Source organism: Arthrobacter sp. zg-Y238 (assembly GCF_024385525.1).
Classification (GTDB): domain Bacteria; phylum Actinomycetota; class Actinomycetes; order Actinomycetales; family Micrococcaceae; genus Arthrobacter_B; species Arthrobacter_B jinronghuae.
Genome location: NZ_JANFLU010000005.1, coordinates 132,798 through 147,650 on the forward strand (window position 1 = coordinate 132,798; position 14,853 = coordinate 147,650).

At 68.1% G+C, this 14,853-nt stretch carries 15 protein-coding genes; 11 read left to right on the forward strand and 4 right to left on the reverse strand.

The features are described from left to right. Positions 1-310: 310 nt before the first annotated feature. Positions 311-1,024: a ferritin-like fold-containing protein gene (locus NNX38_RS05660; protein WP_255797116.1), complete on the forward strand. Its 714-nt coding sequence runs from the start codon at positions 311-313 to the stop codon at positions 1,022-1,024. 67 nt (positions 1,025-1,091) lie between these two features. Continuing rightward, positions 1,092-1,946 (forward strand): SGNH/GDSL hydrolase family protein, encoded by an 855-nt coding sequence (locus NNX38_RS05665; protein ID WP_255797117.1) that lies wholly within the window; start codon positions 1,092-1,094, stop codon positions 1,944-1,946. A 117-nt stretch (positions 1,947-2,063) separates the two neighbouring features. On the opposite strand, the gene NNX38_RS05670 is transcribed toward NNX38_RS05665, so the two are convergent. The 3 genes from NNX38_RS05670 to NNX38_RS05680 are packed head-to-tail and all read right to left on the reverse strand — an operon-like array spanning position 2,064 to position 3,261. Further along, positions 2,064-2,363, reverse strand: coding sequence for a hypothetical protein (locus NNX38_RS05670; protein ID WP_255797118.1), 300 nt, complete (start codon positions 2,361-2,363; stop codon positions 2,064-2,066). A gap of 12 nt (positions 2,364-2,375) precedes the next feature. Then, positions 2,376-2,600 (reverse strand): DUF3107 domain-containing protein, encoded by a 225-nt coding sequence (locus tag NNX38_RS05675; protein ID WP_255797119.1) that lies wholly within the window; start codon positions 2,598-2,600, stop codon positions 2,376-2,378. A 46-nt stretch (positions 2,601-2,646) separates the two neighbouring features. After that, complete coding sequence (locus tag NNX38_RS05680) at positions 2,647-3,261, reverse strand: TetR/AcrR family transcriptional regulator (RefSeq protein ID WP_229949779.1); 615 nt, start codon at positions 3,259-3,261, stop codon at positions 2,647-2,649. 118 nt (positions 3,262-3,379) lie between these two features. Here NNX38_RS05680 and moeB point away from each other — a divergent pair, with 118 nt between their 5' ends. Continuing rightward, complete coding sequence (gene moeB, locus NNX38_RS05685) at positions 3,380-4,570, forward strand: molybdopterin-synthase adenylyltransferase MoeB (RefSeq protein ID WP_255797120.1); 1,191 nt, start codon at positions 3,380-3,382, stop codon at positions 4,568-4,570. Between the two features lie 6 nt (positions 4,571-4,576). On the opposite strand, the gene NNX38_RS05690 is transcribed toward moeB, so the two are convergent. After that, positions 4,577-5,920, reverse strand: coding sequence for a glutamyl-tRNA reductase (locus NNX38_RS05690; RefSeq protein ID WP_255797121.1), 1,344 nt, complete (start codon positions 5,918-5,920; stop codon positions 4,577-4,579). A 143-nt stretch (positions 5,921-6,063) separates the two neighbouring features. Here NNX38_RS05690 and hemE point away from each other — a divergent pair, with 143 nt between their 5' ends. The 8 genes from hemE to hemL all read left to right on the forward strand — a co-directional run bounded on the left by hemE (position 6,064) and on the right by hemL (position 14,810). Further along, positions 6,064-7,125: a uroporphyrinogen decarboxylase gene (gene hemE, locus NNX38_RS05695; RefSeq protein WP_255797122.1), complete on the forward strand. Its 1,062-nt coding sequence runs from the start codon at positions 6,064-6,066 to the stop codon at positions 7,123-7,125. Between the two features lie 2 nt (positions 7,126-7,127). Beyond that, entirely contained in the window at positions 7,128-8,651 is a 1,524-nt protein-coding gene (gene hemG, locus NNX38_RS05700) for a protoporphyrinogen oxidase (RefSeq protein WP_255797123.1), read from the forward strand. 74 nt (positions 8,652-8,725) lie between these two features. Beyond that, positions 8,726-9,433: a hydrogen peroxide-dependent heme synthase gene (gene hemQ, locus NNX38_RS05705; protein ID WP_229949769.1), complete on the forward strand. Its 708-nt coding sequence runs from the start codon at positions 8,726-8,728 to the stop codon at positions 9,431-9,433. Then, positions 9,430-10,623 carry a ferrochelatase gene (locus NNX38_RS05710; protein ID WP_255797124.1) on the forward strand — a complete coding sequence of 398 codons (1,194 nt, stop codon included), beginning with the start codon at positions 9,430-9,432 and terminating at the stop codon, positions 10,621-10,623. Before hemQ ends, NNX38_RS05710 begins: the two co-directional genes overlap by 4 nt. Then, the gene (hemC, locus tag NNX38_RS05715; protein ID WP_255797125.1) at positions 10,623-11,579 is read left to right on the forward strand and encodes a hydroxymethylbilane synthase; all 957 of its coding nucleotides are present in this window, start codon (positions 10,623-10,625) and stop codon (positions 11,577-11,579) included. Before NNX38_RS05710 ends, hemC begins: the two co-directional genes overlap by 1 nt. A 24-nt stretch (positions 11,580-11,603) precedes the next feature. After that, positions 11,604-12,467, forward strand: a complete 864-nt coding sequence (locus NNX38_RS05720; RefSeq protein ID WP_255797126.1) for a uroporphyrinogen-III synthase — start codon at positions 11,604-11,606, stop codon at positions 12,465-12,467. 34 nt (positions 12,468-12,501) lie between these two features. Beyond that, positions 12,502-13,485 carry a porphobilinogen synthase gene (hemB, locus tag NNX38_RS05725; protein WP_255797127.1) on the forward strand — a complete coding sequence of 328 codons (984 nt, stop codon included), beginning with the start codon at positions 12,502-12,504 and terminating at the stop codon, positions 13,483-13,485. Beyond that, positions 13,485-14,810: a glutamate-1-semialdehyde 2,1-aminomutase gene (gene hemL / locus NNX38_RS05730; RefSeq protein WP_255797128.1), complete on the forward strand. Its 1,326-nt coding sequence runs from the start codon at positions 13,485-13,487 to the stop codon at positions 14,808-14,810. The genes hemB and hemL overlap by 1 nt, the downstream gene beginning before the upstream one ends. The last annotated feature ends 43 nt before the right edge of the window (positions 14,811-14,853 follow it).

Genomic DNA, 14,853 nt, shown 5'->3' on the forward strand with positions numbered 1-14,853 from the left:
ACAGCCCATTACGGAGCGGATGGCACGCACGCGGTGCGTCCAGCGGAAGCCGATCGCGGGCTAACAACTGCGGGCCGCCTGTGCTCCATTGGCCACGGCGGCGGCCGATAATTCAAGATCGCGTAGGGTTTGCGGGTCTGGTCAATACAGCAACAAAATGACACTTCTCATGCACTTCACATGACAATTCATACGACAGACGACCGGGCATCCAGTTTCTACCTCCCCAGTCTACCCGCCAGCCGCTGATCGCTGCGCATCCGGCGGCCCGGCGCGGTCCCGGGCGGCGCCGGCAGGTACGCTGGCGGGTATGACTAACGGGCACCATTCGGATCATCCGGCCGCTCCCGGGGCGGCCCCGCAGCACACCGGCGAGACCTATCAGCGGTTCCTCACGGATCTCTTCGGCGCGATCGCCTACGGCGAACTGTCGGCGTTTGAACGGATGTCTTCCGACGCCCGGTTTTCCCCCACGCTGCACGACCGTGCCACGCTCGGACGCCTGGCCGTGCATGAATACGCGCATTTCGAGTTGATCTGCGCCCGGCTCAGTGCCATGGGAACGGACCCCGAAGAAGCCATGCGGCCCTTCCAGCCCTCGGTGGACGCGTTCCACGACCGCACCCGGCCGGCCGACTGGTACGAGTCGCTGATGAAGTTCTACGTCACGGACGCCATTTCCGACGATTTCTACTCCGCGGTGGCCTCCCGGCTCGATGCGGAAACCAACAGCCTGTTCCAAGGCCTGAAGGCTACGGAACAGCCCGGCGAAATCCTGCTCGGCAGGTTGCGGGAGGCCCTTGCGGATGACCCGCGGCTGGCCTCGCGGCTGGCCCTCTGGGGCAGGCGGCTGGTGGGCGAAGCCCTGACCCAGGCCCAGCGGGTCCTCATTGAACGGGCCTTCCTGGGCGGGCTGTTCGACGACGGCGGCCAGGACGCCGTCGACGCCGAAATCAAGTCGCTCACGGCGCAGCTGACGCGAAACCACTCCAAGCGGATGAGTCTCCTCGGCCTGACGGCTTAGCCCTGCGGTACGCTTCCCCCGTACGGAAGCGCTGGCTGCGGCCGGAGACGGCTGCAGGGAGAATCTATTGCGGGGGAAAGCAACACGGAAGTGGGCGCGGGGTGCCCTGGCCGCAGCGGTTTCTGCGGTCCTGCTTCTGGCCGCCGCACCGGCTGTCCTGCCGGACCCCGGAGCCGGCGGGACGGCGTCGGTACTTCCCGCGGGCGGCGCTGCCTCCGCGGAAGCTTCGCCCGAGCCGGCGGTGATCCGGCCCAGTGAAACAGCTCCCCCCGCGGCCCCGGCTGCCGGATCGCTGGTTTATATGCCCCAGACCGGCCGGACGATGTCCGTAGTTCCGGGAGTGGAGGACTCGGCCCTGGTGATCGGCGACTCGCAGGCCGGTCCGGACACCTGGGTGGGGCAGGGGCTGGAGCAGGCCGGGTACCCTGCAATCATCAGGGGTGCAGGCGGAACCGGTTACGTCCAAGGGAACGGCTCAGTGGCGGGATACGCCCGGGCGCTGGAAGCACACCAGTGGCTGCTCCCGTGGGGCACGCCGCGGCTGATCGTGCTGCAGGGCGGCGGGAACGACACCGCCCATCCAGCCGCAGACATCCGTACCGAAGCGCTCCGCCTAATCGGCGACCTGCGGCAAAGCTACCCGTCCGTCCGGATTGTCATGGTGGGGGTCATCGGTGACGGCACGGGACGGCGTAGCGAGGTGGACGGGGTGCTCGCCGCCGTGGCCGCCGAACAGGGAATCGACTTCCTTACCCCGGGGGACTGGTGGGCGCGGTATGGACTGAACGGCCAACTGCGGCCGGACGGAAGGCACCTGAGCCCGGAAGGACATCGGGTAGCGGCCGGCGTCTTCGCACGCGAACTGGCCCGGATGATGCCGCCTGCCGTCCCGCAGGCGCGGCCATATCGTGCGGTCCCGTAATCCCCGTTGCCGTAACCCAGGAACGGACCCTATGGGACACGAAGAAAGGGCGGTGCCGAAGCACCGCCCTTTTCTCTTATCCTGTTGCCGTTTCCGGGTGACACCGAACAACGGGAGTTACAAACGCAGGATGCGTTCCGTCTCCGCCGTGTCGGCCCTGGCGCGGCTGCGTCCGATCGGAACGGCCGCCACGAGCGGCGCCAGAATGGACACTGCCACCGGGACGGCCCAGCCGATCCAGTCCGCTTCGAAGGCAGTAACTCCGGCTGCGCGCAGTGCCAGCCACGTGATGAGCGCAGCGCACACGGCGATGCCAGGGAGCAGCAGCGCGCCGTATAGGGCACGGTGGCGGTCCGCAGCCCACACTGCGAACCCCGCGGCAACCGCGGTCAGCGTGACCAGGATCAGGCTAAGCATGGAAGCGGCGGGTCAGAGGGCGCCGAAACCGACGCGGCGGACTTCCTCGGCACCGATCTCGACGTAGCCGATGGATGCACCGGGAACAACGATCAGCCGGCCCTTGACGTCCTTGAGCCGGAGCAGGGCGCCGTTGGCGAGGGACTGCTCCACTGCGTCGGCAACCTCATCAGCGCTCTGGCTGGATTCGAAGACAATTTCGCGGGCTACATTCTGAATGCCGATTTTTACTTCCACCGTGGTGCCTCCTGATTAACGATTTACGAACTGATCGAAATCTACTCTAGATCTCCTTGGGGAACCGGCTGATTCCGCGCCAAGCTAAACGGTAAACCAGCTCGCTCGCCGCATCGATGTCCAGGCCGCCGTCGGTTTCCAGCCAATACCGCGCGCTCACCTGCGCCATTCCGGCCAGGGCGCGGCCGAGCAGGGTGGCCTCGAGATGGGACAGCTTGGTGTCTTCGGCAATCACGCCGGCAATGCTGTTCGCGAAGCGGGCATTGAATTCCTCAATGCGGGCGCTGACCTCGGCGTCATTGGTGAGGTCGGATTCAAAAACCATCCGGTGCCCCTGGCTGTCCTGCGCGACGAAGCGGAAATAGGCCCGCATGGTCTCGCGGACCCGAAGCTTATTGTCCGTGGTGGAGTTCAAAGCGGTGCGCAGGAACTCCGTCAGCGTGTTCAGGTGGTTGTCCAGCAGGGCCATGTACAGCTCCCGCTTGCCGGGGAAGTGCTGATAGAGCACGGGTTTGCTGACGTGCGCCGCTTCGGCGATCTCGTCCATGGCTGCACCGTGGAAGCCGTTACTGACAAACACTTCCTGCGCTGCGCTTAGCAGCTGCCGGCGGCGTTCCTCCCGGGGGAGCCGAACCGGTTTACCGGCTGCCTGGTTACTCACTGGTGGACCTCTCAACAGTTCCGGAGCCCTGAGCTGCACGGACAATGACCCTTAGTTTACCCGCGGGTATTCCAAGCGACAGGTCCCACCGCCATACCTGTGGCTTAGATTGGACTTCATGACCTTAGCAAGTGCATCCGTCCCGGTCGGGGAACTACCTGCTTTGGTGGCGCCCGGCGCGGACCTCACCCGCGACGAAACCGAACGCTACTCACGGCACCTCATCATCCCGGGATTCGGGTCCACGGCGCAGCGCCGGCTGAAGAACGCCAGGGTGCTGGTGGTCGGGGCCGGCGGGCTGGGCTCTCCGGCGCTGCTGTATCTGGCTGCGGCGGGAGTGGGCACGCTCGGCGTGGTCGACGACGACGTCGTGGATGTCTCCAACCTTCAGCGCCAGGTTATCCACGGCGTATCCGACGTCGGTACCCCCAAAGCGGAGTCCGCGGCCCGCTCCGTGGCGGAGCTGAATCCGCTGGTCGAGGTGGTCCTGCACCGGGAGCGGCTGGACAACTCCAACGTCCTGGCGATCTTTTCCGGTTATGACCTGATTGTGGACGGCACTGATAATTTCGCCACCCGCTACCTGATCAACGACGCCGCCGAAATCCTGGGCAAGCCGTACGTCTGGGGTTCGATCCTCCGCTACGACGGGCAGGTGAGCGTCTTCTGGGGCAAACACGGGCCCACCTACCGCGATCTGTTCCCGCTGGCGCCGCCGGCCGGTTCCGTTCCTTCCTGCGCGGAAGGGGGCGTGCTCGGGGTGCTCTGTGCGCAGATCGGCTCGGTCATGGTCAATGAGGCCATCAAGCTGATCACCGGAACCGGCAGGACCCTGCTGGGCCGGGTCCTGGTCTTCAACGCCCTGGAGATGAGCTGGCGCGAACTTCGGGTCCGGCGTGACCCGGAGGCCCTGCCGGTGACTGAGCTAAGCGATTACCAGGCGTTCTGCGGCATTACGCCGGCGGAGCCTGTGCCCGCCGGGGCGGAAGTGGACGTGGCCGTGCTGCGGGACCTGCTGGCCGAACGCTCGGCCGGGTTCCGGGACTTCGAACTGCTGGACGTCCGGGAGCCGGGGGAACACGACATTGTCCGCATTGAGGGGGCCCGGCTGGCGCCGCGGGGGGCCGTGCTGGCGGGGGAGTTCCGGCCGGAGCCGGGACGGCCGGTATACGTGCACTGCAAATCAGGGGTGCGGTCCGCCGAGGTCGCGGCCTACCTGCGCGGCGCCGGCTATCCCGAGGTCTACAACGTCACCGGCGGGATCCTGGAATGGGTGCGCCGGGTGGAACCGGAGAAACCGGTCTACTGAAACGCCCTACGCGGACTTCGGTTCGGCGTCGTCGGATTCGGCGGCGCCGTCGTCCGCAGCCGAACCGGCATCCTTGGCGGGCGCTGCGGGCTCGCTGCGCTCCACCGTGATCCCGTACAGGGCTTCAAGGCCCCGGATGTAGTCCTCCTGCTGGCCGCTTGCGGCCAGTTCCCGGGCGCGGACGGTGGGAACGTGGAGCAGCTGCTTGACCATGCGGCGCATGGCGAACTCCACTTCCTGGGCGGCGCCGGTGCATCCGTGCTGGGCGCGGACCTTCTCCAGCTCCGATTCCAGTACGTCCAGGGTGTGCCGGCGCAGGGCCACGATGGCTGAGTCCATTTCACGGCTGAGCTGCTGCTTGGAAAAGTTCTTCGCGGCATCGGCAACAATGGTGCTCGCCTGCTTCAGCGACTCGGCCTGCTCGGCCGGAGCGGCCAGCCGGACGGACTCCAGGGTGATCAGTTCGACGCCGTCGATCTCGCGGACGGCCGGATCGAAGTCGTGCGTCAGGGCAAGGTCGATGATGATCAGCGGCTTGCCTGCTTCGGCGCGGACGCGGCGGACATCTTCGGCGCTGACCTGGCTGTCGCTGCCGCTGCAGCCGATGACGACGTCGGCCCGGGTCAGGGCCCCGGGCAGGGACGAACGGGTCAGGGGCTTCCCGCCACGGGAGGCGGCAAAGGACTCTGCGCGGTTGGAGGAGGAGTAGACGCTGATGTCGGTGCAGCCGCGCTCCTTGAGCAGGGCCATGGTGGCGCCGGCGTAGGCGCCGGTGCCGAAAACCACCACTGACTTCTTTGACCAGTCGCGGTTCTCGGACAGGTCCGTGGCCAGGCCCAGGGCAACCGAAACAATGGAAAGCCCCCGTTTACCGAGGGCTGTAAGGGCACCGACGTCCTTGGCGGTGCGGGAAGCGGTCTGGAATAAGCGGGTGAGTCCGCCGCTGGCGGTCCCGCTCTCCTGGGCTTCAATAAGGGCCCGGCGGACCTGCCCGGCGATTTCGCGTTCGCCTACGACGGCGGAATCCAGTCCCGCGCCGACCGCGAACAGGTGCTGGGGAACGGACTCGCCGGTGTTCGTGGCAAAGGAACGGGATACAAGGTCTTCGCTCATGCCGGAGTGCCGGCTGATTTCTGCAACGACAGCGGAGCGGGCGGCTTCAATATCCGCTTCCGAGCCGGTCTCGCAATACACCTCCAGCCGGTTGCAGGTAGCGAGGACAACGGAGCCGGAGACGGCGCTTCCGGAATCGACCAGCGAAGACGCGACCTCGGATGCGCCGGCACTCAGCCGGGCGACAGTCTCCAGGTCTACGTCGGTGTGCGTAGCAATGAGGGAAAGTAGAACCACAGTAGGTCAATACTAGCCACGCCGGGGAGGATACCTTCAATCGGACTGCCCGATTTCAGCCTTTAGGAGTGTGAGAAGCGCCACGGCGGCCGCCGGGAGGGGCCCGGTTATGGCTTGTCCCGGATTTTGGGGAGAATCAAGGTATGACTCTTAGCGCCACGCACCCGCTGCTGGACGGCCGCACGGCCGATTCCCCCCTGATCACCGCGTACCGCGGCGGAACCCCCGCCCGCCGCCCGGTGTGGTTTATGCGTCAGGCCGGCCGTTCCCTGCCCGAGTATCTGAAAGCCAGGCAGGGCATCGGGATGCTGGAATCCTGCCTCCGGCCCGAGCTGGCGGCGGAGATCACCCTGCAGCCGGTGCGCCGCCACGACGTGGATGCCGGCATCTTCTTTTCCGACATCGTTATTCCGCTGAAACTCGCCGGCGTGGACGTGGACATCGTTCCCGGCGTCGGACCCGTGCTGGGCAGCCCGGTGCGTACCGCCGCCGACGTCGCCGCCCTGCCGCGGCTGACCGAAGAGGCGCTGGAGCCGATCCGGGAAGCCGTGCGGCTGACGGTTGCCGAGCTCGGTTCCAAGCCGCTGATCGGATTCGCCGGCGCGCCGTTCACCCTGGCCGCCTACATGGTCGAGGGCAAGCCGTCCCGCGACCACCTCGGCCCGCGCACCATGATGCATGCTGACCCCGATGCCTGGCAGGCGCTGACCGCCTGGGCGGCCGACGCCTCCGGAATGTTCCTGCGCGCGCAGCTGGAAGCGGGCGCCAGTGCCGGCCAGCTCTTCGATTCCTGGGCCGGTTCCCTTGGCCTGGCCGACTACGTCAAGCACGTAGCACCGGCCTCCTCCCGTGCCTTGGACCATGTGCGCGGCCTCGGTGCCCCGCTGGTGCATTTCGGCACCGGCACGTCCGAGCTGCTGGTGGCCATGCGCGACGTCGGCGTGGACGTTGTCGGCGTGGATTACCGGCTGCCGCTGGACGAAGCCAACCGCCGCCTCGGCGGCACGACGCCGCTGCAGGGCAACATTGACCCCGCACTGCTGAGCGCGCCGTGGGACATCCTGGAAGCACATGTCCGCGAAGTCCTTGCCGCAGGCGCAGCCGCTCCGGGCCACGTGGTCAACCTGGGCCACGGCGTGCCGCCGGAAACCGACGCAGCCGTCCTGACGCGGGTGGTTGAACTGATTCACTCGGTGGAGCCGTAGGCATGCCCCACCGTTTCCTCGCGAAGCCGGAGAAAGCCGCTAAAGCTGAAAACGCTGCTCAAAGCGCGGCTCACCAAGCCGGCGGCCAGACCCCGGGCGGTCCCACCGCAGTCGTTATAGGCGGCGGAATTTCCGGCCTCATCGCGGCCCGGGACCTGCAGCGGGCAGGTGTCCAGGTGACCGTGGTGGAGGCCTCGGACCGGTTCGGCGGCTGTGTCGGCCGGCATGAGGTTGCCGGCGTGCAGCTGGACAGCGGTGCGGAGTCCTTCGCCACGAGATCACCGGCCGTTCCGGAGCTGATTGGGGAGCTTGGACTGGCGGACGCGGTGGTCCAGCCCAACCCTGCCGGGTCATGGCTGCAGCTGGCCGCCGAGGACCTGCCGTCGGGAGCGCAGCAGATGCCGAGCAGCGGCCTGCTCGGCATCCCCGCAGACCCCCGGCACCCGGACATTGTCCGTGCCTTGGGCCGCGCGGGAGCAGCCCGGGCAGCCATGGACAAGGTCCTGCCGGTGGGTAACCTGCCCCGGCGCCCGTCCATGAGCCTGGGCGACGTGGTGCGGGCCAGGATGGGTGAAGCGGTGCTTCGCCGGCTCGTCACTCCGGTGGTCGGCGGCGTCTATTCCGCCGACCCCGACGTGCTCGACGTCGACTCCGTGGCACCGGGCCTGCGCGCTGCAATCTCCAGGCACGGTTCCCTGGGCGCCGCCGTCGGTGCCATGCGCGCAGCAGCACCTGCAGGTTCGGCAGTGGCCGGGCTCGACGGCGGAATGGGCCGGCTGACCGAGGCGCTGGTCTCCGATCTGGAGACCTCCGGTGCACGCCTGCGCTCCGGCATCCGTGCCGAATCCCTTACCCGCGGTGCCGAAGGGTGGCGGATCCGCTGCAGCGGCGGGCAGGAACTGGCAGCCGACGCCGTGGTGGTTGCCGCCGAAGGCCCCGCAGCTGTTGACCTCCTGGCTACCGCGCTCCCCGAGGTGGCGGACTACCGGCCGCAGCCGGGCCCCGGCGTCGCCCTGGCAACCCTGGTGGTGGACCTGCCGGAACTGGACGCCATGCCGCGCGGCACCGGCGTCCTGGTGTCGCGGGAGGTGGAAGGCATCGATGCGAAGGCCATGACGCACGCCACCGCCAAGTGGCAGTGGCTTGCCGATTCCACCGGCCCCGGAACCCATGTGCTGCGCCTTTCCTACGGGCGGGCACTGAATCCGAAGGACTCCGCCGCGGAACCGGTGCACGTGGACCGCGCCGACGATGACCTCTTCCGGCAGGCCGTGGCCGACGCGTCCGGCCTGCTGCAGGTGGAAATCAAGGCCGACGACGTCGTCGGGTGGGATGTAGTCCGGTGGGTGGGCGCATTGCCCTCCGCCGCCGTCGGGCATAAGGACCGGGTGGGCGCCGTCCGCGCGGCGGTGGCCGAATCGCCCGGACTGGAAGCGGTGGGAGCCTGGCTGGCCGGAACCGGTCTGGCCGCGGTCACCGCCGATACCCGCACCCGAATGGCAGCGCTGGCCAACGCACTGCTGTGATGTTCCGCACTTTCTACACTTTGTAGAAGTGCGGTGTTTCGACTTACCTATATGCAAAGGGCAGACTGTTAAACATGAGTGAGACGATGGACCGCAGCGCCGCCGGAACGGCCGGCAACGACGAACAGTTCTTTACCCTTTGGACCGTTTTCAAGCGGTCCTCCATGCCGAAAGCGCCCGTCTCGAACGGTGCCGTTGATGCCTTCGAGGCCCTCACCAAGGACCTGGCTGCCAGCAATGTCACGCTCCGCGGCCTCTACGACGTGTCCGCCATGCGCGTGGACGCCGACGTGATGGTGTGGCTGCACGGCAGCGCGCCGGAAGCGCTGCAGGCGGCCCTGCGGCAGATCCGCCGGACGGAACTGTTCGCCGGCACCGAGATCGCCTGGTCCGCCATGGGCGTGCACCGCGACGCCGAGTTCTCCAAGAACCACTGGCCGTCCTTCGCCCGGGGCATCGATCCTGAGACCTGGATCTGCGTTTACCCGTTTGTCCGCTCCTACGAGTGGTACCAGCTGCCCGCCGAGGAACGCGGCAAGATGCTGCGCGACCACGGCATGCTCGGCCGCGAATTCCCCCAGGTCCTTGCCAACACCGTGGCCTCCTTCGCCCTGGGTGACTGGGAATGGATCCTGGGCCTGGAAGCTCCCAACCTGGTTGACCTTGTCGACATGATGCGCCACCTGCGCGCCACCGAGGCACGCAACCACGTCCGTGAAGAAGTCCCGTTCTATACCGGCCGGCGTATCCCGGCCGCAGAAGTTGCCGAGGTACTCAAATGACATCCGCTGTTTCCCACGAGCCTGCCTTCGACCCCTTTGAGGGCGTCGATGAAAACGGCCGCATGGCCCCGAAGCACTACGACGCCATCCTGCTGGCCTCCTTCGGCGGCCCGGAAGGCCAGGAAGACGTCATTCCCTTCCTGCGCAACGTCACCGCCGGCCGCGGCATCCCCGATGAGCGGCTGGAGGAAGTGGCGACCCACTACCGCGCCAACGGCGGCATCAGCCCCATCAACGAGCAGAACCGCGCGCTGAAGGCCGCACTGGAAGCAGAGCTGGCACGCCGCGGCGTCGAACTGCCCGTCCTCTGGGGCAACCGCAACTGGGCGCCCTACATCAAGGACGTCCTCCAGGAGGCGTACGACACCGGCTACCGCCGCATCCTGATGGTCACCACCAGCGTCTACTCCTCGTACTCGAGCTGCCGCCAGTACCGCGAAGACCTGGGCATGAACCTCCTGAAGACCGGGCTGGACAAGAAGCTGCACGTGGACAAGGTCCGCCAGTACTTCGACCACCCCGGCTTCGTGGAGCCCTTCGTCGAAGGCGTCCGCGAGTCCGTGGCCAAGGTCCGCGCGCAGCTGGCCGCCAAGGGCGTGGACAACGAGAAGATCGAGATCCTCTTCTCCACCCACTCCATTCCCACCGCCGACGCCGAAGCCTCCGGCCCGCGTGACCGCGAGTTCGAAGAAGGCAGCGCCTACGTCGCCCAGCACCTGGCCAACGCCCGCGCCATCATGGAGCGCGTCCCAGAAGCCGCAGGCATGGACTGGCAGCTGGTCTACCAGTCCCGCTCCGGTGCACCGCACATCCCCTGGCTGGAACCGGACATCAACGACGCGATCGCCGAACTGCCCGCCAAGGGCGTCAACGGCGTGGTCATTGTTCCGCTGGGCTTCGTCAGCGACCACATGGAAGTGATCTGGGACCTCGACACCGAGGCCATGGACACCTGCACGGAACTGGGCCTGGCGGCGGACCGCACGCCGACCCCCGGCATCCACGAGACCTTCGTGTCCGGCCTGGTGGACCTGCTGCAGGAACGCACCCTGGAAAACAACATTGCCATCCGCCCCGCCATGACGGACCTCGGTCCGTGGTACGACGTCTGCCGCCCCGGCTGCTGCGCGAACCTGCGCGGCGAAAAGCCGACCATCGCGGGCGCCGACTCCACCGTGGGCGTCGAGTAGTGGCGCAGTCGCCCGTCCTCATCGGCACCCGCGGCAGCGCCCTGGCCGTTACCCAAACCACCACCGTCGCCGAGGCGCTGTCCGGGCTCGGCGGTTTCGACGTCGAACTGGTCCGCGTGCGGACCGAGGGTGACATCAACCGTGCCGCCCTGTCGCAGATCGGCGGAACCGGCGTGTTCGTTGCCGCGCTGCGCGACTCGCTGCTGCGCGGAGACTGCGACGTCGCCGTGCACTCACTCAAGGACCTGCCCACCTCCCCGGCGGACGGCCTTGTCCTGGGCGCCATTCCGGAACGGGTGGATGTGCGCGACGTGCTGTGTGCCCGTGACGGGCTGACCTTGGCACAGCTTCCCGCCGGTGCGAAGATCGGCACCGGCTCCCCGCGCCGGGCAGCCCAGCTGCGGGCCGCCCGCCCGGATCTGGAGATCGTGGACATCCGCGGCAACGTGGATACCCGCCTCGGCCGGGTTGCCGGCCTGGTGGAAGGCGCGCCCGGTGACCTCGACGCCGTGGTGCTGGCGGCCGCCGGCCTGGCCCGGCTGGGCCGGCTGAACATGGTCACCGAATTCATTGATCCCGCCGTGATGCTTCCCGCCCCCGGGCAGGGAGCGCTGGCAGTGGAATGCCGCACGGCCGACGCCGCCGAAGGGCAGCTCGCGGCCGCACTTGCCGCGTATGACCACCTCGACAGCCGCCTCACGGTGGCAGCCGAACGGGCCATGCTCGGCAGGCTTGAGGCCGGGTGCACGGCTCCGGTCGGTGCGCTGGCCAGCGTCGGAGCCGACGGCATCACGCTCGAAGCCGTGGTCTGCAGCGACGACGGCACCCGGCTGATGCGCCGCACCGGCGTCGTCAGCGAACGCAACGAAGATGCCGCCCGCGCCTTGGGCGTGCAGGTTGCCGAGGAGCTGCTGGCGGCCGGCGCCGCGCAGCTCACGGATCTTCCTGCCAGCTGATGCCCGGCTTCCGGAGCTGCTGAAATGGCAGCCAGACACCAGGGTCCGGACCTCGCCGGACTGAACGTTGTCCTTCCACGCACCCCGGACCGGGCTTCGGCCATGGTCCGGGAGCTGCAGGACTGCGGGGCATCGGTGACGCTGATGCCCCTGATCGATTTCCAGTTCCCGGCGGACACCGCCCTGCTGGACCGCGCACTCAATTCGCTGAAGGCCGGCCGGTTCGCCTGGGTGGTCTTCACCAGTGTCACCACCGTGCGGGCCGTGACCCGCCGGTGTGCAGCCCTGGGCATCTGCCCCGTGGCCCTGGTGCCCGCCGATACCCGGATCGCGGCCGTCGGCGCCGGAACGCGGCAGGCCTTGGAGGAAGTCGGCTTCGATATCGATTTCCTGCCGGACACCGACCAGTCGGCCCGCGGCCTGGCCGCCTCCTGGCCGGATCCTTCCGGATCGGATCCCGAGGGCGGCGATCTGCGGGTGCTGCTGCCGCAGGCCGATATCGCCGACCCGTCCCTGCACGAGGCGCTGACCGCCCTGGGCTGGGAGGTCCGCGCCGTGACCGCGTACTGCACCGTTGACTACCCGGCCACCGGCGTGCGCTTCACCCCGGCGGTTACCGGGGGAGGACTCCTGGACCCCGAAGCCTTCGCCGCGTCGGCACCGGCCGGACGCCGCGCCGTCGTCCTCACCTCCCCGAGCATCGCCCGCCGGTTCGTCCGGCGCTGTGTGCCGGTCCCGGCCGGAACACTGCTGGTGGCCATCGGCGACAGCACAGCTGCGCGGATGCGCGAACTGGGCGCGGGACCGGATGCCGTGGCGAAGCAGCCAACCCCGGCGGGAATAGCCCACGCACTCTCCGTTGCTATGTCTACGGGTCCTACTCCCTAGTTCCCCATCATTACCGGAAGGCAGAACCATCCCCATGAGCTTCCCCCAGCACCGTCCCCGCCGCCTCCGCACCACCCCCGCCATGCGGCGGCTGACCGCAGAATTCCGGCTGGATCCGGCCGAGCTGATCCTTCCGGCCTTCGTCCGTGAGGGCATCACTGAGCCGAACCCGCTCACGTCCATGCCCGGCGTCGTCCAGCACACCCTGGACAGCCTGAAGAAGGCCGCTTCCGAAGCGGCAGAGCTGGGCATCGGCGGCATCATGCTCTTCGGCATCCCCGCCGAGCGCGACGCCGTCGGCAGCGCAGGCACCGATCCCAACGGCATCCTCAACCGCGGCATCGCCGCCGTCCGCGAGGAAGTCGGCGACGAGCTGGTCATCATGAGCGACGTCTGCCTGGACGAATTCACCGACCACGGACACTGCGGCGTGCTGGATGAAAACGGCGTGGTGGACAATGACACCACCCTGGAGATCTACGGCCGGATGGCCGTGGAGCAGGCCCGCGCCGGCGCGCATGTGCTGGGCCCGTCGGGCATGATGGACGGGCAGATCGCCGTGATCCGCCACGCCTTGGATACCGCCGGTTTCACCGACGTTTCCCTGTTCGCCTACGCCGCCAAGTACGCCTCCGCGTTCTACGGCCCCTTCCGCGAAGCCGTGGACTCCCAGCTGCAGGGCGACCGCCGGACCTACCAGATGGATGCCTCGAACCGCCGCGAGGCACTCCTCGAAGTGGAGCTGGACCTCGAAGAAGGCGCCGACATGGTGATGGTCAAGCCGGCCATGAGCTACCTCGACGTGCTGGCCGATGTGGCCGCCATGTCCCCGGTCCCGGTGGGCGCTTACCAGATCTCCGGCGAGTACGCGATGATTGAAGCTGCCGCCGCCAACGGCTGGATTGACCGCCGCCGGGCCATCGAAGAGTCCGTGCTGGGCATCAAGCGGGCCGGCGCCAACATGATTCTCACCTACTGGGCCACCGAACTGGCGGCCTGGCTGAAGGAAAGCAAGTAATGTCCTCACCTGTCTCACCGTCTTCCTCCGAAGAACTCTTTGACCGCGCCCGGGCCCTGATGCCGGGCGGCGTGAACTCCCCGGTCCGGGCCTTCGGCTCCGTGGGCGGCACCCCCCGTTTCATGGTTTCCGCCAGGGGCCCGTACATCACCGACTCCGAGGGCCGCGAATACGTGGACCTCGTCTGCTCCTGGGGCCCGGCACTGGTGGGCCACTCCCATCCGGACGTCCTGGCCGCCGTACACGCAGCCGTGGACAACGGACTGTCCTTCGGCGCGTCCACCCCGGCCGAAGCCGAACTGGCGCAGCTGGTGATGGACCGCGTGCCGGGCGTGAAGCGCCTGCGCATGGTCTCCACCGGCACGGAGGCCACCATGACCGCGATCCGGCTGGCCCGCGGCTACACCGGCCGGAACCTGGTCATCAAGTTCGCCGGCTGCTACCACGGCCACCTCGACGGACTGCTGGCCTCCGCCGGTTCCGGCCTGGCCACCCTGGCACTGCCCGGCTCGGCCGGCGTCACCGAAGCCACTGCCGCCGAGACGCTGGTGCTGCCGTACAACGACGTTTCCGCCGTCGAAAAGGCGTTCGCCGAGCACGGCGCCAACATTGCCGCCGTCATCACCGAGGCCGCTCCGGCGAACATGGGCGTGGTCACTCCGGATGAGGGCTTCAATGCCGCCCTGTCCCGGATCACCGCCTCGCACGGCGCGCTGCTGATCCTCGACGAGGTACTCACCGGCTTCCGCACCGGCCCGGCCGGTTACTGGGGCCTGACCGGCGCGAAGGAAGGCTGGACGCCGGACCTGTTCACCTTCGGCAAGGTGATCGGCGGCGGCATGCCCGTCGCAGCGCTCGGCGGCCGCGCCGACGTGATGGACTACCTCGCCCCGCTGGGCCCGGTCTACCAGGCCGGCACCCTCTCGGGTAACCCGATTGCGATGGCGGCCGGCGTCGCCACGCTCAAGGCCGCCACCGCCGAGGTTTATGCCAACGTCGACGCCCGTTCCGCGGAGCTCTCCGCCGCCGTGTCCGCCGAACTGGACAAAGCCGGCGTGGACCACAGCATCCAGCGCGCGGGCAGCCTCTTCAGCGTCGCCTTCGGCACCTCCGCCACCGGCGTGCACAACTACGAGCAGGCCCAGGCGCAGGAAGCCTTCCGGTATCGGCCGTTCTTCCACTCGATGCTCGACGCCGGGGTGTACCTGCCGCCGTCGGTGTTCGAGGCCTGGTTCCTGTCCGGCGCCCACGACGACGCCGCTATGGACCGGATCTACGCCGCGCTGCCGGCCGCCGCGAAGGCCGCTGCTGCGGCCCAGCCGTAAGGCCGGGTTCAGGCAGTAAAAAAACCCCGCACCTCCCGTTGAA

What these genes read in the sequence shown, in the direction of transcription:
- NNX38_RS05660 (WP_255797116.1), top strand. Translation starts at nt 311, where the DNA reads ATGACTAACGGGCACCATTCGGATCATCCGGCCGCTCCCGGGGCGGCC.
- hemQ (WP_229949769.1), top strand. Translation starts at nt 8,726, where the DNA reads ATGAGTGAGACGATGGACCGCAGCGCCGCCGGAACGGCCGGCAACGAC.
- NNX38_RS05720 (WP_255797126.1), top strand. Translation starts at nt 11,604, where the DNA reads ATGGCAGCCAGACACCAGGGTCCGGACCTCGCCGGACTGAACGTTGTC.
- hemB (WP_255797127.1), top strand. Translation starts at nt 12,502, where the DNA reads ATGAGCTTCCCCCAGCACCGTCCCCGCCGCCTCCGCACCACCCCCGCC.
- hemE (WP_255797122.1), top strand. Translation starts at nt 6,064, where the DNA reads ATGACTCTTAGCGCCACGCACCCGCTGCTGGACGGCCGCACGGCCGAT.
- hemG (WP_255797123.1), top strand. Translation starts at nt 7,128, where the DNA reads ATGCCCCACCGTTTCCTCGCGAAGCCGGAGAAAGCCGCTAAAGCTGAA.
- hemL (WP_255797128.1), top strand. Translation starts at nt 13,485, where the DNA reads ATGTCCTCACCTGTCTCACCGTCTTCCTCCGAAGAACTCTTTGACCGC.
- NNX38_RS05710 (WP_255797124.1), top strand. Translation starts at nt 9,430, where the DNA reads ATGACATCCGCTGTTTCCCACGAGCCTGCCTTCGACCCCTTTGAGGGC.
- moeB (WP_255797120.1), top strand. Translation starts at nt 3,380, where the DNA reads ATGACCTTAGCAAGTGCATCCGTCCCGGTCGGGGAACTACCTGCTTTG.
- NNX38_RS05670 (WP_255797118.1), bottom strand. Translation starts at nt 2,363, where the DNA reads ATGCTTAGCCTGATCCTGGTCACGCTGACCGCGGTTGCCGCGGGGTTC.